The sequence below is a fragment of the Bacillus cereus group sp. MYBK5-2 genome (assembly GCF_051915685.1).
GTDB classification, from domain to species: Bacteria; Bacillota; Bacilli; order Bacillales; family Bacillaceae_G; genus Bacillus_A; species Bacillus_A cereus.
On sequence record NZ_JBQAFE010000004.1, the window covers coordinates 261,986 to 282,637 of the forward strand.

The window sequence follows — 20,652 nt, forward strand, 5'->3', positions numbered from 1 at the left end:
CAGCATGATACAACGGAGAGAGGAGTTTTTATTTTAGAGAGAGAGAAGATATTTATGGGGGAGCTTATGTCTAAAAAATTAGTAAAGCCTATTTTAAATGGTATTTTATTTCTCGGTGTCTTTTTATTTGCTCATACATACTTAAAAAATGTTTCCTTCACACGTTACTTACTTGTCGTTATACCAATGTTACTCGTCGGTATTTTTGGCATCGATCTTATTTCATCGCTTTTAATAAAAAAAGAAGAATAACGAGCGAACATCTTATTTCGATAAGATGTTCTTTTCATTTCATAATCACCTTATGTTACAATAAACTTCGGCATAACGTAAGAAAGGATGAAACAACATGACAAACGAAAAAGGTTTAGATAAAGGATACGAACTTGTTGCGAAAATGCATGAAGTATTCGGACATCCTGTGACAAATACTCCAACAAAATTAACAGAAGAACGTGCAAAAATCCGTGCGAGTTTTATGCAAGAAGAGCTAGAAGAATTTCTAGAAGCAACGACTGTTGAAGATCAATATGATGCACTAATTGACCTTATTTACTTTGCATTCGGAACATTTGCCGAAATGGGCGTACGTCCAGATAAAGGATTCGAAATTGTAAATAATGCCAATATGGCAAAACTATTCCCTGATGGGAAGCCTCGATTCCGTGAAGGCGACGGTAAGATTCTAAAGCCAGAAGGCTGGCAAGCACCGGAACCACAACTTCGTGCTGAAATTGAACGTCAGCGTCAAGAAGCTGAAAAAAACTGCTAGGATTTCCTAGCAGTTTTTTATTATGTCTTTTTTTCTGCAACTCATTAATGTCCCACGTGCCCCGCGTGTCCTGCTGCTCCACTAATACTAGCTGCTCCCGCTGCTGCCCCTGCTCCTCCTGTTCCCATTCCACCTGTCCAAGGAGAAGATTGTTGCTGTTGATACTGTTGGTGTTGTTGGTGTTGTTGGTGTTGTTGGCCTTGGTAACCTTGATGACCATGTTGACCTTGGTGACCGTGGTGGCCGTGGTGATGTACTTGTTGTTGATGATGGCCATGATGACCGTGGTGACCTTGGTGGTGATGGTGGCCATGATGACCATGTTGACCTTGGTGGCCATGGTGACCATGTTGATCTTGATGAATTTGATAAAGAACAGCCTGCGGATGTATATGATGGTGGCCGTGGTGATGTACTTGTTGTTGATGATGTCCATGATGACCGTGGTGACCTTGGTGGTGATGGTGTCCATGATGGCCATGGTGTCCTTGGTGGTGATGGTGTCCATGATGGCCATGTTGACCTTGGTGGTGATGATGTCCATGATGGCCATGGTGACCTTGATGATGATGGCCATGATGACCGTCGTGGTGGCCATGGTGACCGTAAAAACCTTGTGGATAACCACCTACTCCGCCTGCCACAACACCTACTCCCGGTACCGGAAATCCTGTTTGTACTCCTCCAACGAAAGATGGGAATGTAGTTGGTACGCCTACTGGTACTCCTCCCGCTGCTCCGCCTACAAATGTTGGGATTCCTGTTTGCACTCCAGCTACTGATGGTGGAAATCCTCCTGTTAATGTTGGAATTCCAGTTTGTGCTCCAGCTACTGATGTGGAAAATCCTCCAGGTGTTCCACCCATCCAGCTCGGAATTCCGCCATATCCTTGTTGTCCGCCTCCCATTAACATCATTTGTTCATAACTATCCGATCCACCTCCGAAAAAGCCATGTGGTGCATTATTGTCCATCCCTTTCATTCCTTTCACCTCTTCTACTCAATTTAGCCTACCTTTTTTATCATATTTCCTATAGAAAAATAGGTGTTTGTCTGTATTGGAATTCCGCTCTTTTATTTGTACGTATTGGAATAATTGAAAACTTAGACTAGGGTGATCCAGAGATTATTTTCTACACAAAAAAGCTCAGAGTATACATACTCTGAGCTTTTATTTAGAATAAATTAATTTGCAACAACATTAACAAGTTTTCCAGGAACAACAATTACTTTACGAACTGTTTTCCCTTCAATTTGGTCTTGAATTGCTTCAAGTGCAAGTTGTTCCATTTCTTCTTTTGATGCGTCTTTACTCATTGTTAGTTTTGCGCGAACTTTACCCATAACTTGAACAACAATTTCAACTTCATCTTCTACAAGTTTAGACTCATCAAATGTTGGCCAGCTTGCATATGTGATTGTTTCATTGTATCCAAGTTTGCTCCATAGCTCTTCCCCGATATGAGGTGCAACTGGTGCAATCATTTTTACGAAACCTTCTACATATTCTCTTGGAAGTGTTTCAGCTTTGTATGCATCGTTGATGAATACCATCATTTGAGAAATCGCTGTGTTGAAGCGAAGCTCTGCATAGTCTTCTGTTACTTTCTTCACTGTTTGATGGTAAGCTTTTTCAAGCTCTTTATTTGGTGCGTCAGTAATTTTCTCACTTAATTCACCGTTATCTTGAACGAATAGACGCCATACGCGGTCTAGGAAACGACGAGCTCCGTCAAGACCATTTTCAGACCAAGCAATTGAAGCATCTAATGGTCCCATGAACATTTCGTATAGACGAAGTGTATCTGCACCGTGGCTTGCTACGATATCATCAGGATTTACAACGTTACCTTTTGATTTACTCATTTTCTCGTTGTTTTCACCTAGAATCATACCTTGGTTGAATAATTGTTGGAATGGCTCTTTCGTTGGAACTACACCGATATCGTATAATACTTTATGCCAGAAACGAGCATATAGTAAGTGAAGTACGGCATGTTCTGCACCACCGATATAAATATCAACTGGAAGCCATTGTTTTACTTTTTCAGGATCTACAAGTGCTTCGCTATTGTTTGGATCGATGTAACGTAGGTAGTACCAGCAGCTACCAGCCCATTGTGGCATTGTGTTCGTTTCACGACGACCTTTTTTACCAGTCTCAGGATCAACAACATTTACCCACTCGTCAATGTTAGCAAGTGGTGATTCACCTGTACCTGAAGGACGGATGTTTTCTGTTTTCGGAAGAACTAATGGTAATTCCTCTTCTTTCACAGCTGTCATTGTACCATCTTCCCAGTGAATTACTGGAATTGGTTCACCCCAGTAACGTTGACGGCTGAATAACCAGTCACGTAGACGGTACGTTACTTTTTGATTTCCTGCGCTCGTTGCTTCAAGCCATTCAATCATTTTTGCGATTGCTTCTTCTTTATTTAATCCATCAAGGAATGCTGAGTTTACGTGTGCACCATCACCTGTGTACACTTCTTTCGTAATATCTCCGCCTTTTACAACTTCCTTCATTGGAAGATTAAATACTGATGCGAATTCATAGTCACGCTCATCGTGAGCTGGAACTGCCATTACAGCACCTGTTCCGTAAGTTGCAAGAACATAGTCAGCGATCCAGATTGGTAATTTCTCACCGTTTACTGGGTTAACTGCGTAAGCACCAGTGAATACACCAGTTTTCTCTTTCGCAAGTTCTGTACGCTCTAGGTCACTCTTCATTTTTACAGCGTTAATGTAAGCTTCTACCGCTTCTTTTTGTTCTGCTGTTGTAATTTCTGCAACAAGTGCATGTTCTGGAGCTAGTACACAGTATGTTGCACCAAATAATGTATCAGGGCGCGTTGTGAAAACTGTGAATTTCTCGTCTGTACCATCGATGTTGAAGTGTACTTCTGCACCTTCAGAACGACCGATCCAGTTACGTTGCATATCTTTTAAGCTTTCAGGCCAATCAAGCTCATCTAGATCTTCTAATAGACGATCTCCGTAAGCTGTAATTTTTAACATCCACTGTCTCATCGGACGACGCTCAACTGGATGTCCACCACGCTCACTCTTACCGTCAATGATTTCTTCGTTTGCAAGTACTGTACCAAGTGCTGGGCACCAGTTTACAGGTACTTCATCAACGTAAGCTAAGCCTTTTTCAAATAGTTTTAGGAAGATCCATTGCGTCCACTTATAGTAGTTTGGATCTGTTGTATTTACTTCACGGTCCCAATCGTAAGAGAAACCTAATGATTTAATTTGGTTACGGAACGTATTAATATTATGCTCTGTAAATTCAGCTGGGCTGTTTCCAGTATCAAGTGCATATTGCTCTGCTGGAAGACCAAATGCATCCCATCCCATTGGATGAAGAACGTTATATCCTTGCATACGCTTCATACGAGATAAAATATCTGTCGCTGTATAACCTTCTGGATGTCCTACGTGTAAGCCTGCACCTGATGGATATGGGAACATATCTAGTGCATAAAATTTTGGTTTTTCTGTCTCATCTGGCGTACGGAATGTTTTATTCTCTTCCCAGTACCCTTGCCACTTCTTCTCAATTTCTTGATGATTAAAGCTCATGAGATACCCTCCTTGAAATTCTATTTATTTTCACCGCCCAAAATACAAAAAACCTCTCATCCCTAGAAAGGGACGAGAGGTTATAGATTCCCGCGGTACCACCCTAAATTAATGTACAAATATACATTCGCTTAGATCCGTAACGTGGATTAACGGCAATTGCTACTATTAGTTTCACAACTGCAACTCAAAGGCGAGTTCATAACGAAACGTGGATTGACTTGCACCGACCGTCAACTCTCTAAACCAGCTTCTATTACTACTACTCCTTCTCACTGTTATTACACATATAAGTTAAGTGAACTATCCTTCACTTAGCATCTCTTAAGAGCTTACTTAAAGCGAGGACTTCTCGGTTAATCGTTACTCTTAATAACTAACGAATTCATCTTAAGACAGCCGAGCTATCTCCCTTGTTCTAAAGGTTGTTTTATTTAAATATATTCTAAAACATGTTACATGTTCCGTCAAACTAAACTGCAATTTTTTCTTCAACTGTTTCTTCTACTTTTACTCGTTTATCATAAATGCTCGTTGCTATAAGCGCTACTACAAGCATTACCATGATTGCTATAAACAATACTTCCATATTGTATAAATCCACAATTGCTCCGCCAACGACCGGCCCGAACATTTTCCCTACAGTCGCCGCACTATTTACAACCCCTTGATAAAACCCTAATTTATCTTTTGGTGCAAGTATATTTGCAATCGTTGGAACCGCAGGCCATACAAATAACTCACCTATTGTTAATGTTACCATCGCAACGAGGAACATCGTAAATTGCTGCGCTTGGCTTAACACAATGAATGACGCCGCAAAAATGAAAATCCCAATCATAATTTGCTGTTTTAAAGAACGCTTCATCCAACGAATTAGCATACTAACAAGTGGCTGCGCACAAACAATCATCGCTCCGTTTATCGTCCATAATAAACTATAGTGACGAAGGCTAATATTCAATTCTTGCATATGTGTTGCAATCGCTCCTTGCCACTGTACGTATGTAACCCAGCATAAAGCATATGCTACACACACGATAAGAAGTGCTTTAAATCCAGGTGTAAGTGACCACCCTTTTTTCGTTTCGACTTCTTTTTGCACTCCTGGCTCTTTCTTGTCTTCCATACCGCGGAATCCAATAAAAGCAATTAAGAAGAAAACAAAGTATAAAATAAAGTTCGCTAAGAAAATATAATCAAAACGATACGATGCAACTAATCCACCACATGCTGTTCCGATCGCAATACCAACATTTTGTCCAACGTACATCGCATTAAATGCCCGTCTTCCGCCTTCTGGCCAAACCGTACCAACCATCGCATACATCGATGGGAAGACCATTCCAGAACCGAAGCCGATTAACGCTAGCCACACAACATATAACGGCCAACCGTGGAAGAACACAAGACCTAAAATCGATACAAGTGTAATCACAATCCCTACTAAAGTTGATTTATAACCGCCCCATTTATCAAATAAAACACCGCCGAGCAAGTTTCCGATTACACCAGTAAGCGAATTGATCATTAATACCATTCCGGCCACAGATAAAGATTTTCCTAGGTGATCATGCAAATAAATTGTATTAAAAGGCCATAAAAAAGAAGCACCCGTGACATTAATAATCATCCCAGCTACTAATAGCCATACTTTCCTTGGCATAGTTTCCCCTCCTATTCTATTTTTTTCGTTCATATATATAACAGTAAAATTGTAGTCGTTTTTAAATAGGAAGGCAACTGATTAATAGTTGATGAAATTCAGATAATGGTTTTGCGATCAATGAAATTATACTGATTGCTTCTTGGATTATATCAGCGATTATTAAAATATATCGACTTACCGACAAAAAATGACAACAGTAACAATGTATAAAGAGGCTGCATGAACTTCATGCAGCCTCTTTATACTATCCAACTTCCTTTTCTCGCTTCGCACGTTCTTTAGCACTCCATTTAAACACCTTATCTAGTAGCGAGTATATTCTCCCAGACTCTTTCGTTAATAATGGTCCTAACGATGCCAATATTAAAACATATAAAGCGGAGAACGGTTTAATCGCTGCCATTAAGCCGCCCGCGATTCCAATATTCGCGACGATAATGGAAAATTCTCCGCGTGATACAAGTGTTAAACCGATATTCGTAGAAGCCTTATGCGATAACCCAGCTTTACGCCCCGCAACCATTCCAGCAGTAAAATTACCGATCAGAGTAATGAAAACTGCTCCTAATGCCAACCACACTGCTCCTCCAAGTGAAAATGGGTCTATACTTAAACCGAAGCTGAAAAAGAATATAGCTCCAAAGAAATCACGAAACGGAACAACGAGCTGTTCAATTCGATCACTATGCTCTGTTTCAGAAAAGACGAGCCCCAATAATAATGCTCCAATCGCCTCCGCGACATGAATCGTTTCTGAAAATCCTGCTACAAAGAACAAAATAGCGAATATTACGATAATAAAAATTTCATTGGACGAAATATCTAACATTTTATTTAAAAATCGTGTAGCTTTTCTAGCAACTACAAAGAATAGTAGCATATACCCTACTGCGATTAAAATAGATGTAAGAGCCCCTACAAGTGACGTTGCCCCTCCGAGTACTAATCCTGAAACGACTGATAAATATACGGCTAAAAAGATATCATCAAACATAATGATTCCTAAAATTAGCTCCGTCTCTTTATTACCAGATCTTCTTAAATCAACAATTACTTTCGCAACAATTGCACTCGATGAAATTGTTATAATCCCAGCAATAATTAATGTTTCTAATAAGGGGAAACCCATTATATATCCGTAAATTAAACCTAATATAAAATTAAGCGATATATGAACAGTTCCCCCAAAGGCAATTGATTTTCCTGATTTAATTAATTTTTTAATTGAGAATTCTAAGCCTAAATAGAATAAGAGGAATATAACGCCAACACGGCCGAGGAAGGAAATAACTTCTCCGCTTTCAATAAATCTTAAATCGATAAGCCCTAAATCTGGCGCATGTGGCCCCACTAGCATACCGAGTATAATGAGAAACGGAATAATCGAGAACTTTAACTTTGCAGCGAGAATAGCTGCAAAAGCGACTAATACTAACGCAGTCCCAACTTCAAAGATTAAAGTATCCATCGATTATGAATCCCCTCCTACTGAAAGCAACTCATTAATAATTCTTTTTACTTCATGTCTTTCGCCTGATAGTACGAGCATATCGCCAGCTTCAATGATAGAATCTGGGCCTGGATTAAAGAACTTCTTCATATTTTTTTTCAAAATGGCAATAATCGTTACGTTATATGTGTTTCGGACATGTAAACTACCAATTGTTTTTTGTACGACTGGTGCATTATTTTCCACCTTAAACCACTCAATTGATAATCCTTCAAAGGCCATTTCAATCGTATCTAAAGCTTGTGGTCTATATACCATTCCGCCCAATATAGCTGCAATTTGTCTCGCTTCGGAATCACGAAGCGAGACGCTTGAAATACTCTCCTCATGATCAGCATCAAAATGGTACATTTCTCTTCGGCCATCATCATGAATAACGATAACCATCTTTTCATTACCTTTTGTAATCACTTCAAACTTACATCCAATACCCGGCAGTTCACTCTCTCTAATATTCATATTTTCCGCCTCCTAATTTTTTTAGTTACGGCTTTTATAAATCGACATCAATCTCCGTTTTAAAGGTCTCATCCTTTGAAATACCTAAATACTTTAGCGTCTCTGATGGAGTCGCGTGATGAAAATGTTTTTGCAACAGCGCAATCGCTATCCCTCTTTTGTACGCATGAAATCCGAACGTTTTTCGCATTGAATTCGTTCCGATCTTACCAACAACTCCAACTGCTTCTGCAGCATTATGAATTACACGATACGCTTGTTGGCGCGTAATTGAATTTGGCGTTTTATTAGATTGAAATACGTAATTTTCTCTTTTAACGCCAATAGATTGTACGTAATCTAAAAGCGCTTCTTTTACTTTTGTATTTAAATAAATATCTTGTTTAAATTTTTCATCTTTCACAGGAAGAGTATAAAACTCTTTAACAGTCCCATCTTCATTTAATACATCTTCAAATTTCATGCTAAGTAGTTCTGTAATTTTTAATCCTGTGTTAATTCCAATAACAAATAAAAGATAATCTCGCTGGGAGTGCTCTTTTAAATATTTTTTCATAGCCTCAATTTGGCTTATATCTTTTAATGCCTCTACAACTTCCATACATGTATTCTCCTCATCTTATGAACGGTAATTTTCTCATTATGTTGTCCATTTTACCTTATCATGCTATGAGATTTCCATGTGTTATCCATTATTTTCACAATATACTCAGGTGGTTCTGAAAACTTTCAATGTGGAAACTTACGATTGTATAAATACGTTGCGGTAAAAAATGTGGGGATAAAAGTTCAGCTTCTTTCTACAGATTGGATTCCTCCTTTCCTTATACAGCTACTTCTACTTTTATATTACGTTACTTACTTGCATTATATTATATATTTCAGTAACATTAAAGTGTTTTTTCTGAAAATAATAAAAACCGAGCGTTTTTGCTCGGTTTTTATTATTAATCTTCTTTCGGAAGAACAATTCCTTTATACAATTGAACTGTAATGAAGTAATAAATCGCATAAATAACTACGAAAATTACGATTGGTACCCAAATACGGAAGTACGGATCGATTAAAATAAATCCGAAAATATTCATACCAACTAATACGTGAGCGATACCCACAATTGCTGGGAATAAGAATACTAAGAATAACTCTTTATAAATTGATTTCGTTAATAACTCACGGCGCACACCGATTTTACGGAGCATTTGATAACGCGTAATATCTTTTGATGCACCAGAAAGAATTTTAAACATAAGACAGCTTGCCATCATTGCTAAGAACGCAATTCCAAGGAAGAATCCCATAAACACTGTTCCACTCGCAACGCCGTATAACATGTCGTAAGTTTGATATTTACTATTTAATCTTTCAGCTTTTACATTTTTATATTTATCTAGCTGCAACTCGTCAAGTTTTTTCCATTCTTTTGTATATGCTAAGAAATCATCTGCTTTTCCGATAAATGCTATACCTTCTTTACCATTTATCCCATCGTACATTTTTTGATCTACAATTTTAATTGCATGATCTTCGTATATATAATACGGATGAATTGTGCTAAAAGCATCAACCCATTCTTCTGGAAGTTCTTTAGCGTTCGTATCTTTTTCATTCATTTCTCTAGAAACTGCACCTACTGGTAGTTCCTGTGAAACCTTCTTTGTATTCACTAAATCCTTCATCGACTTCATATTTGTCATATCTTTTACGAAAGGACGATTTTTTTCTAAATCTTCTTTTACATAATAAACGTATTTATCATCAACTTTGTAGCGATATTCATTTTTTTCTTTAAATGTAATACCGTCTAAAATTTTCTTTTCTTCAGCTGTAGGATTATGAACAACTGAGTCATAGATTACTAAACCCTCAGACAGTTTGATAGCGTTATTTTTAAACGCCATACCACCTGAAATTGCACCTGCTCCAAGAGCAACTAACATCGCTACTGTCGCAAGTACTTTCGTTAAGCTATTAATACGGAAGTTTAATTGTGCAAATGTAAAAGCGTTAAGTCCTTTTTCACTACGCTTTTTATTACTCTTTAACTTTTTAATAAAGACCGGGAGAAGTGATCCAAACAGCATGTAAGTACCAGCTGTCGTTGTAATTAATGCAATAATGATTCCCATTTCTCTTAGTTTTTCCATGTAAATCATTGATGCATAGCCCATTCCTAATAAAATAACCGCAAGGAATGCAACTACACCTGTCATTTTTCCTTTTACTGCAACACGTTCTGTTTGTGCGTCTGCATGTACAAGTTGCAGGACAGAAATACGTGATAATTTAATACTGTTCATAATTGCCGATAATACAAATAGTGCAAAGAAGAAGATGCACGTAACAGTCATAGATGGCAGGTAAAATGCTTTATAGCCTTCACCAGCAAATTCTAATTGTTTCATTAATAATTGACCGATACCTTCTGCAAGTCCTACACCAACTGCAATTCCAATTGCAAGAGACGCGGCGCCTAATACAATTGTCTCAATAAACATAAGTAATGTAACTTTATGCTTTTTTGCTCCTAACATCATATACATACCAAACTCTTTTTGACGAAGAGATAGTAAGAAAGAGTTCGCATACAAAATATAGAAGAACGTTATAATAGCTAGTAAAAATGAACCTGCTTGGAATACAAATCCAATTTGACCAATAGTAGAATTTTCCTTAAGGAAGGCCTCGTTTAACGCTAATGTTTGGAACATATAAAAAATTGAAATGGACATGACAAGACCAACAAGTAAGACGATATAATCTTTTAGCTTACTCTTTAGTCCTGACATGGAAAGTTTGAATAACATGCTCTAGAACCTCCTTTCTTACGCTTTTTGTGTGCCTAAGTCCGCAAGCACATCTAAAATTTCTTTATAAAACTCTTCACGTGTACCGCCGCGGTGAATTTCTTTATATAGCTCACCATCTTGAATGAATAAAATACGCTGACAGTAACTTGCACTGTACGGATCATGTGTAACCATCATAATAGATACGCCTTGATCTTTATTTAAGTTTGTCATCGCATCAAGTAAACTCGTTGCATTTTTAGAATCAAGCGCTCCTGTTGGCTCGTCCCCTAAAATAATTGCAGGCTCATGCACTAAAGCACGCGCTGCTGCCGAACGTTGCTTTTGCCCACCAGATACTTCAGATGGGTACTTTTGAAGTATTTCTGTAATTCCTAACATATCCGCTACTTTCTCGACTTTTGGTCCAATGTTACGTGATGGAACACCTTGCAAGGAAAGTGGAAGTGCAATGTTTTCATAAATAGATAAGTTTTCTAACAAATTAAAATCTTGGAAGATGAATCCTAACTTTTGTGAACGGAAATCAGAAAGCTCACCTTGTTTCATTTTTGTAATATCCGTTCCTGCAATTTCAACAACGCCGCCCGTTGCTTTATCTAACGTTGAAATTACATTTAATAATGTCGTTTTACCAGAACCAGATGGTCCCATAATTCCAACAAACTCACCCTCTTGAATTGAGAATGACACACCTTTTAACGCATGTGATTGGTTCTCACCTTTTTTACCGTACACTTTTTGAACGTTTTTCACGTCTACAACTGGTTTCGTCATATATATCCTCCTACGCTTGTTTTTCCATTACCTATTTTGCGCCTTTTGGAAGTGAACTGCTATTTGTTAACATTACATTTACCTTACACTTTTGTAATATAAAAAAGGTGTACTTGTAAGCTTGGCTGTTAATACTAGTTCACATTTCGGCATAGTAAATCGGTAAATGAAATTATATCGGCGATTTTCAAAATATATCGACTTATTGACAAAAAACGCCAATAAAAATAGGCTGTTCCACAAAAAAGAACAGCCCACTTCTCTCTTTATTTCTTTAAAGGTGTTACCGTCCAGTACGTAATAACACGCCAAATCCATTCTAATGGACCCATTTTAAAGATTTTCATCCAAATTACACTAAACACAATTTGAATTGCATAAATTGCGATACATACATATAGCGTCTGCATGTATGTTAAGTTACCTGCAAAGTTAAATACACTACCGGCAATTAAAATCATTGCCGTTTGTCCGATATAATTTGTTAAAGCCATACGACCGTAGTATTTCAATGGTGCTAATAATGTTTGAACTGGTTTTAACTGAAGTAATAAAATTAATGCTCCTACATAGAAAGCTGAAATAATTGGTCCAACAGTAATACCAATTTTTAGAAACTGGCTTGCAGCATCCATTGTTCCGTCTTCATTCATCAATATCATATTTACAAATGGGCCAGCAGGCACGTGTCCATATTGATACCATACAGCTGCCACACTTAAAACAAACATAATGCCTGTAAAAATAGCGACTTGCTTTATGTTTTTTGAAAGATTTTCAAATACACGATATTGTCCTGCAGCAAGACCTAATAAAATTAAACCAAGTGGTAATAGTTCTTTAACACCCATTACACTAAAGGCTATTGTCAAAATAAGACCAATTACTAAGTTCACTTGTTTTTTCGCTTTATAAAACGGTAAAACGATTAATCCGCAAATTGCATATAACGTTAACGCTTCTCCAGGCTGAAACATGTAATGAATCAAACCAAAAATAAATAATGCAACTACGCGGCGGAAAAATAGAACATATCCATTTTTCCCTTTCGCAATCGCTCTTGTAATGAAGATATAGAATCCCACTCCAAATAAGAATGAGAAAATCGAGAAGAAACGACCTTCTACAAATAAGTATAGAAACCTTTGATAGCTAGCATCTACTGTATTAGGATCTGGAGTTTTAATATTAAGTAGTGCTAAAATATTTACTAAAATAATCCCCAGTAATGCGAAGCCACGAATGTAATCTAACTCATCAATTCGTTTGTTTGTAATATTGTTCCCCATAAAGCAGCTCCTTGTCCAAAATTTAATCCTTCCTTACTCTACTGGAGAAAGCTGCTCACAACTATCGACAAACCTTACAGGAATCTTACATTATTGTCATATAGCAAAATAAAACCAGGTCATATTTCGACCTGGTTTACTCTGATTGTTTTGATTTTTGCGGTTGTCCTTTTTTACTATTACGCTGTTTTACTTGAACAATCGGATCAAGTTCATTCGAAAATTCAGCGTTATGTCCATTTTGTGTTTTTTGTTCCGGGTTATTTTGATCTGAACGTTTCGCCATTACATTCACTCCTTATTAGTGCGGTGTAATAATCATTTGATGTTGCAATTGGCGAATCGCCATACGTGCTCTATTTAACTGCTCACGTTGCTCATCATTCGCATGTTGTTGCATCGTTTGTAAATCGTTATATGCTTGTTCTAATTGCAACTGCGCATCCGAATACTCCATCGTATTATAATGCTCTTGTCTCATGCCTTGTTCTAATTGTTCTTTCGCATATTCCACCGCTTGTTCCGCTTGTGTAATATACGATTCAAGTGATTGACGCTCTGCCATAATTGTCCCTCCTTGCTTCAATTCCCCTTTAGTGTGTCCCTTCCTTATGAACCTTATGAGTATGTTATAATGGATTTTGTGTTATTTTGACTCGGCTTAGGAGGGAAAGTAATGAAGGTTCAAAACCCTTTTCCATATACAAACGACAATAAACGTTATCATACATGGAATTACCATTTACGAAATGAATTTGGTGAAAAAATCTTTAAAGTTTCATTAGATGCTGGCTTCGATTGTCCGAACCGTGACGGTACAGTTGCTTATGGCGGTTGTACATTTTGCAGTGCTGCTGGATCTGGTGACTTCGCTGGCGATCGCCGCGATGATGTTATAACGCAATATCATGAAATGAAAGAAAAAATGCGCTCAAAGTGGAAAGACGGAAAATGTATCGCTTATTTCCAAGCGTACACAAATACACATGCACCACTTGAAGTGTTAAAAGAAAAATTCGAACCGCTTCTAGCAGAAAAAGACGTTGTCGGTCTTTCTATCGCAACTCGTCCAGATTGTTTACCGGACGATGTTGTTGAATATTTAGCGGACTTAAATAAACGCACGTACCTTTGGGTTGAACTCGGACTACAGACCGTTCATGAACGTACTGCAAACCTTATTAATCGCGCTCATGATTATCCTTCTTACGTTGAAGGTGTAAATAAATTACGTAAGCATGGCATTCGAGTTTGCTCTCATATTATTAACGGTCTTCCTCTTGAAGATTACGACATGATGATGGAAACAGCTCGTGAAGTAGCGAAACTTGACGTACAAGGAATTAAAATCCACTTACTTCATTTATTAAAAGGAACGCCAATGGTGAAGCAATATGAAAAAGGACAACTCGAATTCCTTTCTCTTGAGGATTACGTAAGCCTCGTTGTTGACCAACTTGAAATTATTCCAGAAGACGTAATTGTGCACCGCATCACAGGTGACGGTCCGCCTGATTTAATGATTGGCCCAATGTGGAGCTTAAATAAATGGGAAGTTTTAAATTCCATCGATGCAGAATTTGTACGCCGCGGAAGCTGGCAAGGAAAATATGCAAATGAGGAGAAACAAAAATGAAATTAGAACGTGTATTACCGTTTGCTCGTACTCTCTTGCAAACGGCAGTAAAAGAAGGCGATTACGCTGTAGATGCAACTTTAGGAAACGGGCATGACACTTGCTTCCTAGCTGAAATCGTTGGAAATAACGGAAAAGTATTTGGATTTGATATTCAAAAAGAGGCGATTGAAAGCTCAACAACTCGTCTAAAAGAAAAAAAACTTTTCGAACGTACTGTTTTAGTTCACGATAGTCACGATACACTTCTATCCATATTACCAGAAGATGCAAAAGGAAAAGTAACAGGTGCAATTTTCAACTTAGGTTACCTTCCTGGCGGAGACAAACATATCGTCACAAAACCGAACTCAACAATCTCGGCGATCGAGCAATTATTAGAAGTAATGGCGCCTGAAGGTATCATCGTCCTTGTCATTTACCACGGACATCCAGAAGGACAAGTAGAACGCGACGCTGTTCTCAAATTTGCCGAAGAACTAGACCAAAAACAAGCTCACGTACTGCGATATGGCTTTATTAACCAGCAAAATAATCCGCCATTTATTGTGGCGATTGAGAAGCGATAATATATCAACGATTTTTCAATTATATCTATCGTAACTCGGGATATATCAACGATTTTTTCGATATATCTATCATAACTTACAATATATCAACGATTTCTCGGATATATCGATTGTTCGACAAAACATAACAAAAAAAGACGTGCACTCATTGCACGTCTTTTTTGTTATTCTCCTATATAATGGATGTAAACATTCTTAAAGGAGACGAAACAATGATTGGAATACTAGCAGGAATGGGACCAAAATCAACTGGACCATTCGTCGATACAGTTGTAGCAAGGTGCCAAATAATATACGGAGCAAAGCATGATATGGACTTTCCTCATATGATGATTTACTCGTGCCCAACACCATTTTACATGGATCGCCCTATTGATCACGAAGCGATGAAAAAGGCGATTATTGACGGAGCACAAAAACTTGAAAGTACTGGTGTAGACTTTATCGCTATGCCTTGCAATACAGCCCATCTTTACTTTGAAGAATTACAGCGTTCTCTTTCTATCCCGATTTTACATATAGTCAATGAAACGTTACAAGCAATTCCTAAAAATACAAAAAGAGTCGCTCTTCTCGCAACAGAAGCGACAGTTCAAGCTGGTATTTATCAAGACGGGATTGCAAAACGGAATATAGAATACATTCATTATGAAAAATGGCAAACGATGATTAATCAAATTATTACATATATTAAAAGCGGAGAAGTTGAAAAAGCTCGCAAATTATGGAGCGCGCTCGTTGTGCAGTTGAAGGATGAAGTAGATACCGCAATTATCGCATGTACTGATTTGAATGTTGTGGCTAGTGAGAATTTTGTTGATTCTTCTCAATGTCTTGCGAAAGCGGTTGTTAGGATGTACTTATCAAATATAAAGAGATCTTCATAAACATAGAAAACACTCCTTCTAAAATGTGTTTTATGTTTAATAAAAATCCCACAAACTTTTAACTTTCTTCACAATTCTTTCAAAGTAATCACACTTAATCTCGCTATATTAAATAAGTAGTTATTCATATAGGGAAGGTTAGGGGAACTGAAAGTATGAAAGTAAATCGTTCGCTTCATTACATTTTTTGGCGTTGGCATTTTTATGCTGGGCTTTTTATTACGCCACTTCTTATTACGTTGTCACTGAGCGGAATTGGGTATTTATTTCGGGAGGAAGTTGAAGATTTCATCTATAAAGATTTATATTTTGGGAAGAGTGCTCAAACAGAATCTATTTCGATGTCTGATTCTATTTCCTTAACAGAGAAAAAATATCCACATTATAGCGTGGCGAAAATTAGTGAGTTTAATGGGGATTATAATACGAGACTTACGATTGCAAATGAGTATACTGGACAACAAAAATATGTGTATTTAGATAGTAATAATCAAATTGTTGGAGATCAAAATGCAAGTGAAACGTTTGCCAATATCATGAGGGAATTACATAGTTCTCTTTTAGTTGGCGGCACTATCGTTAACTATACTGTGGAGCTTGCGGCATGCTGGACAATCTTTTTAATCATAACCGGATTGTACATGAGTATACGCCAATTCAAAAACACACCATCATCCAATAAGCGAGAAAAAGCAAAAAGACGTCATTCTATTATCGGTATTATATTTACAATTCCTCTCTTTCTGCTAGTCGCATCTGGATTGCCATGGTCAGGATTTATGGGGAACCAAATTTATAAAATTGCATCGTCAAATGAATCACTCGGATATCCAAAATTGTACATGGCACCGCCTGAATCAAAGGTAAAAGAATTGCCGTGGGCAACAAGAAAAGAAGCTCCTCCTGAATCGAATTCAAATGAACCGAAAGCAATTTCTGTCCATGAATTACAAAAAGGAATTGAAATAAAGAAGCCATATGTTATTTCACTACCAGCTGATCCAAAAGGTGTATTCACTGTTTCGAAATCGAGCGGTTCCGGTATTACAGGTATGCATGTTGCACCAAATGAAGAGATAACAGCTTACTTTGACCAATATAGCGGGGAACTCATTTCCAAAACGGACTATCGTGATTATGGATTACTTGCACAATGGTTCACTTACGGTATCCCACTTCATGAAGGACATTTATTCGGATGGCCAAATAAAATATTATGCTTACTAACGACATTATCTCTACTACTTCTCATTTATTACGGAATAAAAATGTGGTTAGCAAGGAAGCCGAAAGGAAAATTAGCAGCACCACCAAAGCAAAGAGATAAGAAAAGCATAATCGTTTTCTTTATCATGATGGTTATACTAGGCGCTGTCATGCCTTTATTCGGGCTATCTGTTTTATTGATTTTTGCGATTGAACTTCTTATATATGTATTTTCAAAAATACGATCATAATGAAAAGAAAACCACTCTACATGAGTGGTTTTCTTCATCACTGCGCTGTTTTTTTTCGGTACATCTTCCCGTTCCAATAGAAGAATCGTGAAGTGAGGCCTCCGTACTTTACAATGCGCCGTGCCATTTTGTGCATATTCTTTTGTGCTGATACTTTTTGATCTGATAAATAAATACCAAGTAACCCTCGGCTTATGAGACGATGAAACTTCGCATGAGGCAAATCACCAATGCTCTTCTCCGCTTCTTCTACAAAGTGTTTCATCCGATCTAATATCGCTTGCTCGTTTTCGTAATAACTACAGAAATTCAAATCTCCGCCTATACGGTCTTCTTCTTGATCAATGAAATAATCAAGTAAGATATGAAGTCCTTGTACGTAAGGGAAGTACCCTTGTCTAATTTTCGCAATATCTTCATCATGTAACTCATCATGAAATGCATATGCTACAAGACAGAAAATTCCAAGTGTAGAACCGGCACATGCTGAAAATTCAAACCAACTCATCTCAGGTAAGTTTTCTTTATGTGCTTCAAACCAATTTTTCAGGCGCGGCTCTCTTTCTTCTAATTTCACGTGTTTATGAATTTGCAAATCACAATAATAACAAGCAAGTTCATGAAGAACAGGAGCAATTTTGTCATAGTGCTTCGTTTTCTTTAAAACATCTTGGCATGTTTCAACAAGTTCATCTAAATAACCACCATCATCTTGATCATCACGATAACGATAATAATTACCGCCACCTTCTACTTCAGGTGATAATGCCATTAACATCGATTCATGCAGTGCGGCAAAATCATTTGGATCAAGTGATGTACTGCGATCACATAAATTATCTAAATAGTCGCTGATCGTTTGATACGCTACGATAAAACGAATACATTCTTCTCGGTGTTCATTTGCTAGCAGAGCTAAAATGCCACCGCCCTCACAATGAAACGTTTTATGCTCAATACTTGCGATTGCCTGACTATGAAGCTCATCATTCGGAATATGGTAGGCACGCTCTTTCCACATCGCTAGCTCATGGTGTACAACCGGAAACACATCACGGTATACTTTCGCCATGAGCGTTATGGGATTACTCGGTACGTTCACTTCTTCCTTCATCTCCTCTATTAAATGTACAAATAATGATTTATTTGTTTGTTTTTACTATATTATTGACATGCATTTCAGTAAATGACTGAATATAACTCAAAATTTCATCACGCTCATACTCATTTAATAACTCGTGATAACAATTCGGCCATTCTTTAAAAGCCTTATCACTTATTTTAACATTATCAAACCAAGTGCGGACACGTGTTTTATCTACAAGTTTATCCTCACAAGCTTGCATTAGCAAGAGCGGAACATCTGGAAAATCATCTATTTTTTTATGAGCGATTTCGATAGACTTAATCAATTCACTATACCAACGTACTGATACTTTGCGCAAGAACAAAGAATCATTCTCCATTGCATCTTTCACTTCGTGGTTACGTGTTGACATTTCCACCGTAAGATTCGTTGCAAATTGCAATTTTGGAGCCACAACATTTAATATTTTTGAAGCAAATTGAAGCGGAGCAGAGGGTCCAGTCACTACCCCTAAACAAGGCGAACTCAAAATAATACCCTCTACATCTTCTCTCTTCGTTTCTTGCATCATACGAATGACAATAAGACCACCCATACTATGACCGAATAGAAAAATAGGTAACCTATACTTTCTTGCTTCTTTCACCCATAGTTTAACTTCCTCTATGTATTCATCAAATGAATCAATATGTCCTCTATTTCTTGAAGTCGTTCCATGTGACGGAAGATCCCCCATCACGACGTGGTAGCCGATATGATTCCACATTTCCGCAACGGCTTCGTAACGTCCGTGATATTCCATTGCGCCGTGCACAATAACAATGACAGCCTTTGCTTCCTCCGCTTCATAATTCCACATACGGCTCTCCTCCATTTCACTCTTTCTCATAATTTGATACACTAAAACTAGTCTCTAGGAAAGGAAGACTTTACATGATATATCCTTACAAAGAAAAAAAACCGAAAATTGCGAGTAGTGCTTTTATCGCTGACTATGTTACGATTACAGGCGATGTTTACGTTGGCGAGGAATCAAGTATTTGGTTTAATACAGTCATCCGTGGTGATGTGTCACCAACGATCATTGGAGACCGAGTAAATGTACAAGACCAATGTACACTCCACCAAAGCCCTCAGTATCCTCTTATCTTAGAAGATGATGTTACAGTTGGGCATCAAGTTATTTTACATAGTTGTCATATTAAAAAAGATGCTTTAATTGGAATGGGATCCATTATATTAGATGGTGCTGAAATTGGCGAAGGAGCTTTTATCGGCGCTGGAAGCCTCGTTTCACAAGGAAAGAAAATTCCACCAAACACGTTAGCTTTCGGTCGTCCCGCGAAAGTCATTCGTGAATTAACAGCAGAAGACCGTAAAGATATGGAGCGTATTCGCACGCAATACGTTGAAAAAGGTCAATATTATAAATCATTACAGAAGTAAATTTCCGCTGCCATAAGATTGGCAGCTTTTTTTATATAAAATCTAACTTTTTCTTTACAAAACATTATTACTCCCTCAACAAAATCTTATTAAAATAAAAGCTAATATCTCCATATATATGTAAACGAGGGAGGAGAATTTTCATGAAGGTCAGTGGAATATATAAAATAGAATGTTACATTTTCAAAGGAATTAATCGCTACTTTGATCAAAAAACATTAAATATCTTTTTCAGCAATATTACTCATATCGGTGGCGCGACTTTCTCCATCGCACTCACACTTTTCTTTTTAATTTTTGCAAAAGGTACTTTACATCAAGCAGCAATTGCAACTGCTATTTCTTTAGCAATTAGCCATATTCCTGTACAAATATTAAAAAGATGGTATCCACGAAAACGTCCTTATTTAACAATTCAGGATGCAAAATATCCAGTCCATCCATTAAAAGACCACTCTTTCCCGTCTGGTCATACAACAGCCGTTTTCTCTGTCTTCATTCCATTTATTTGCTATAATCCAAGCTTACTTGCTTTCCTATTACCGTTAGCATTATGCGTTGGTATTTCACGTATTTATTTAGGACTTCACTATCCGTCAGATGTATTCGTCGGTATGTGCCTTGGCACTTGCTCTGGCATCATCTCTTTTTATCAATTCATCCCACTTTTCACATAAAGGAGTGATATG

At 37.6% G+C, this 20,652-nt stretch carries 21 protein-coding genes and 1 other annotated feature; of the genes, 8 read left to right on the plus strand and 13 right to left on the minus strand.

The annotated features are described in order from the left end of the window. Nucleotides 1-66: 66 nt before the first annotated feature. A complete protein-coding gene (locus ACTFP3_RS17080; protein WP_000038781.1) occupies nt 67-252 on the plus strand; it encodes a hypothetical protein in 186 nt (61 codons plus the stop codon). Between the two features lie 97 nt (nt 253-349). After that, nucleotides 350-772, plus strand: coding sequence for a hypothetical protein (locus ACTFP3_RS17085; RefSeq protein WP_000180554.1), 423 nt, complete (start codon nt 350-352; stop codon nt 770-772). Nucleotides 773-816: 44 nt separating this feature from the next. On the opposite strand, the gene ACTFP3_RS17090 is transcribed toward ACTFP3_RS17085, so the two are convergent. The 11 genes from ACTFP3_RS17090 to ACTFP3_RS17140 form a co-directional block, all read right to left on the minus strand. After that, nucleotides 817-1,755, minus strand: a complete 939-nt coding sequence (locus ACTFP3_RS17090) for a hypothetical protein (protein ID WP_440010879.1) — start codon at nt 1,753-1,755, stop codon at nt 817-819. 203 nt (nt 1,756-1,958) lie between these two features. Beyond that, entirely contained in the window at nt 1,959-4,367 is a 2,409-nt protein-coding gene (gene leuS / locus ACTFP3_RS17095) for a leucine--tRNA ligase (protein ID WP_000009461.1), read from the minus strand. A 65-nt stretch (nt 4,368-4,432) separates the two neighbouring features. Beyond that, nucleotides 4,433-4,652: a binding site (T-box leader), on the minus strand. 187 nt (nt 4,653-4,839) lie between these two features. Continuing rightward, the gene (locus ACTFP3_RS17100; RefSeq protein ID WP_001137561.1) at nt 4,840-6,033 is read right to left on the minus strand and encodes an MDR family MFS transporter; all 1,194 of its coding nucleotides are present in this window, start codon (nt 6,031-6,033) and stop codon (nt 4,840-4,842) included. A 247-nt stretch (nt 6,034-6,280) separates the two neighbouring features. Then, nucleotides 6,281-7,504, minus strand: a complete 1,224-nt coding sequence (locus tag ACTFP3_RS17105) for a cation:proton antiporter (protein ID WP_000380167.1) — start codon at nt 7,502-7,504, stop codon at nt 6,281-6,283. Nucleotides 7,505-7,507: 3 nt separating this feature from the next. Next, entirely contained in the window at nt 7,508-8,005 is a 498-nt protein-coding gene (locus ACTFP3_RS17110) for a cation:proton antiporter regulatory subunit (RefSeq protein WP_001026053.1), read from the minus strand. 34 nt (nt 8,006-8,039) lie between these two features. Then, nucleotides 8,040-8,606 carry a tyrosine-type recombinase/integrase gene (locus ACTFP3_RS17115; protein WP_000454210.1) on the minus strand — a complete coding sequence of 189 codons (567 nt, stop codon included), beginning with the start codon at nt 8,604-8,606 and terminating at the stop codon, nt 8,040-8,042. 346 nt (nt 8,607-8,952) lie between these two features. Then, complete coding sequence (locus tag ACTFP3_RS17120; protein ID WP_326036547.1) at nt 8,953-10,812, minus strand: ABC transporter permease; 1,860 nt, start codon at nt 10,810-10,812, stop codon at nt 8,953-8,955. A gap of 18 nt (nt 10,813-10,830) precedes the next feature. Further along, the gene (locus tag ACTFP3_RS17125) at nt 10,831-11,592 is read right to left on the minus strand and encodes an ABC transporter ATP-binding protein (protein WP_000165844.1); all 762 of its coding nucleotides are present in this window, start codon (nt 11,590-11,592) and stop codon (nt 10,831-10,833) included. A 266-nt stretch (nt 11,593-11,858) separates the two neighbouring features. After that, nucleotides 11,859-12,881 carry a DUF418 domain-containing protein gene (locus ACTFP3_RS17130; protein ID WP_086389562.1) on the minus strand — a complete coding sequence of 341 codons (1,023 nt, stop codon included), beginning with the start codon at nt 12,879-12,881 and terminating at the stop codon, nt 11,859-11,861. 136 nt (nt 12,882-13,017) lie between these two features. Then, nucleotides 13,018-13,167: a hypothetical protein gene (locus tag ACTFP3_RS17135; RefSeq protein WP_001129340.1), complete on the minus strand. Its 150-nt coding sequence runs from the start codon at nt 13,165-13,167 to the stop codon at nt 13,018-13,020. Between the two features lie 15 nt (nt 13,168-13,182). Further along, a complete protein-coding gene (locus tag ACTFP3_RS17140; protein ID WP_000840871.1) occupies nt 13,183-13,446 on the minus strand; it encodes a YtzC family protein in 264 nt (87 codons plus the stop codon). A 111-nt stretch (nt 13,447-13,557) separates the two neighbouring features. Between ACTFP3_RS17140 and ACTFP3_RS17145 the strand changes: the two genes are divergently transcribed. The 4 genes from ACTFP3_RS17145 (at nt 13,558) to ACTFP3_RS17160 (ending at nt 17,430) form a co-directional block, all read left to right on the plus strand. Then, entirely contained in the window at nt 13,558-14,517 is a 960-nt protein-coding gene (locus ACTFP3_RS17145) for a TIGR01212 family radical SAM protein (RefSeq protein WP_000868033.1), read from the plus strand. Next, nucleotides 14,514-15,086 carry a class I SAM-dependent methyltransferase gene (locus ACTFP3_RS17150; protein ID WP_048534998.1) on the plus strand — a complete coding sequence of 191 codons (573 nt, stop codon included), beginning with the start codon at nt 14,514-14,516 and terminating at the stop codon, nt 15,084-15,086. Before ACTFP3_RS17145 ends, ACTFP3_RS17150 begins: the two co-directional genes overlap by 4 nt. A 212-nt stretch (nt 15,087-15,298) precedes the next feature. Next, on the plus strand, nt 15,299-15,973 hold the full coding sequence (locus ACTFP3_RS17155; protein WP_326036546.1) for an amino acid racemase: 675 nt from the start codon (nt 15,299-15,301) through the stop codon (nt 15,971-15,973). A gap of 155 nt (nt 15,974-16,128) precedes the next feature. Next, nucleotides 16,129-17,430 carry a PepSY-associated TM helix domain-containing protein gene (locus ACTFP3_RS17160; RefSeq protein ID WP_440010881.1) on the plus strand — a complete coding sequence of 434 codons (1,302 nt, stop codon included), beginning with the start codon at nt 16,129-16,131 and terminating at the stop codon, nt 17,428-17,430. A 37-nt stretch (nt 17,431-17,467) separates the two neighbouring features. Here the strand turns inward: ACTFP3_RS17160 and ACTFP3_RS17165 are convergent, their stop codons facing one another. Both ACTFP3_RS17165 and ACTFP3_RS17170 read right to left on the minus strand, forming a co-directional pair. Beyond that, nucleotides 17,468-18,532 carry a tetraprenyl-beta-curcumene synthase family protein gene (locus ACTFP3_RS17165; protein WP_001102461.1) on the minus strand — a complete coding sequence of 355 codons (1,065 nt, stop codon included), beginning with the start codon at nt 18,530-18,532 and terminating at the stop codon, nt 17,468-17,470. Nucleotides 18,533-18,572: 40 nt separating this feature from the next. Further along, entirely contained in the window at nt 18,573-19,376 is an 804-nt protein-coding gene (locus ACTFP3_RS17170) for a lysophospholipase (RefSeq protein ID WP_440010882.1), read from the minus strand. A 74-nt stretch (nt 19,377-19,450) separates the two neighbouring features. Here ACTFP3_RS17170 and ACTFP3_RS17175 point away from each other — a divergent pair, with 74 nt between their 5' ends. Then, entirely contained in the window at nt 19,451-19,963 is a 513-nt protein-coding gene (locus ACTFP3_RS17175; RefSeq protein ID WP_000640188.1) for a gamma carbonic anhydrase, read from the plus strand. Nucleotides 19,964-20,106: 143 nt separating this feature from the next. After that, the gene (locus tag ACTFP3_RS17180; protein ID WP_440010884.1) at nt 20,107-20,640 is read left to right on the plus strand and encodes a phosphatase PAP2 family protein; all 534 of its coding nucleotides are present in this window, start codon (nt 20,107-20,109) and stop codon (nt 20,638-20,640) included. Nucleotides 20,641-20,652: the final 12 nt, after the last annotated feature.

Coding starts and splice junctions, on each gene's coding strand:
- ACTFP3_RS17080 (WP_000038781.1), top strand. CDS start 67: ATGTCTAAAAAATTAGTAAAGCCTATTTTAAATGGTATTTTATTTCTC.
- ACTFP3_RS17085 (WP_000180554.1), top strand. CDS start 350: ATGACAAACGAAAAAGGTTTAGATAAAGGATACGAACTTGTTGCGAAA.
- ACTFP3_RS17090 (WP_440010879.1), bottom strand. CDS start 1,755: ATGAAAGGGATGGACAATAATGCACCACATGGCTTTTTCGGAGGTGGA.
- leuS (WP_000009461.1), bottom strand. CDS start 4,367: ATGAGCTTTAATCATCAAGAAATTGAGAAGAAGTGGCAAGGGTACTGG.
- ACTFP3_RS17100 (WP_001137561.1), bottom strand. CDS start 6,033: ATGCCAAGGAAAGTATGGCTATTAGTAGCTGGGATGATTATTAATGTC.
- ACTFP3_RS17105 (WP_000380167.1), bottom strand. CDS start 7,504: ATGGATACTTTAATCTTTGAAGTTGGGACTGCGTTAGTATTAGTCGCT.
- ACTFP3_RS17110 (WP_001026053.1), bottom strand. CDS start 8,005: ATGAATATTAGAGAGAGTGAACTGCCGGGTATTGGATGTAAGTTTGAA.
- ACTFP3_RS17115 (WP_000454210.1), bottom strand. CDS start 8,606: ATGGAAGTTGTAGAGGCATTAAAAGATATAAGCCAAATTGAGGCTATG.
- ACTFP3_RS17120 (WP_326036547.1), bottom strand. CDS start 10,812: ATGTTATTCAAACTTTCCATGTCAGGACTAAAGAGTAAGCTAAAAGAT.
- ACTFP3_RS17125 (WP_000165844.1), bottom strand. CDS start 11,592: ATGACGAAACCAGTTGTAGACGTGAAAAACGTTCAAAAAGTGTACGGT.
- ACTFP3_RS17130 (WP_086389562.1), bottom strand. CDS start 12,881: ATGGGGAACAATATTACAAACAAACGAATTGATGAGTTAGATTACATT.
- ACTFP3_RS17135 (WP_001129340.1), bottom strand. CDS start 13,167: ATGGCGAAACGTTCAGATCAAAATAACCCGGAACAAAAAACACAAAAT.
- ACTFP3_RS17140 (WP_000840871.1), bottom strand. CDS start 13,446: ATGGCAGAGCGTCAATCACTTGAATCGTATATTACACAAGCGGAACAA.
- ACTFP3_RS17145 (WP_000868033.1), top strand. CDS start 13,558: ATGAAGGTTCAAAACCCTTTTCCATATACAAACGACAATAAACGTTAT.
- ACTFP3_RS17150 (WP_048534998.1), top strand. CDS start 14,514: ATGAAATTAGAACGTGTATTACCGTTTGCTCGTACTCTCTTGCAAACG.
- ACTFP3_RS17155 (WP_326036546.1), top strand. CDS start 15,299: ATGATTGGAATACTAGCAGGAATGGGACCAAAATCAACTGGACCATTC.
- ACTFP3_RS17160 (WP_440010881.1), top strand. CDS start 16,129: ATGAAAGTAAATCGTTCGCTTCATTACATTTTTTGGCGTTGGCATTTT.
- ACTFP3_RS17170 (WP_440010882.1), bottom strand. CDS start 19,376: ATGTGGAATTATGAAGCGGAGGAAGCAAAGGCTGTCATTGTTATTGTG.
- ACTFP3_RS17175 (WP_000640188.1), top strand. CDS start 19,451: ATGATATATCCTTACAAAGAAAAAAAACCGAAAATTGCGAGTAGTGCT.
- ACTFP3_RS17180 (WP_440010884.1), top strand. CDS start 20,107: ATGAAGGTCAGTGGAATATATAAAATAGAATGTTACATTTTCAAAGGA.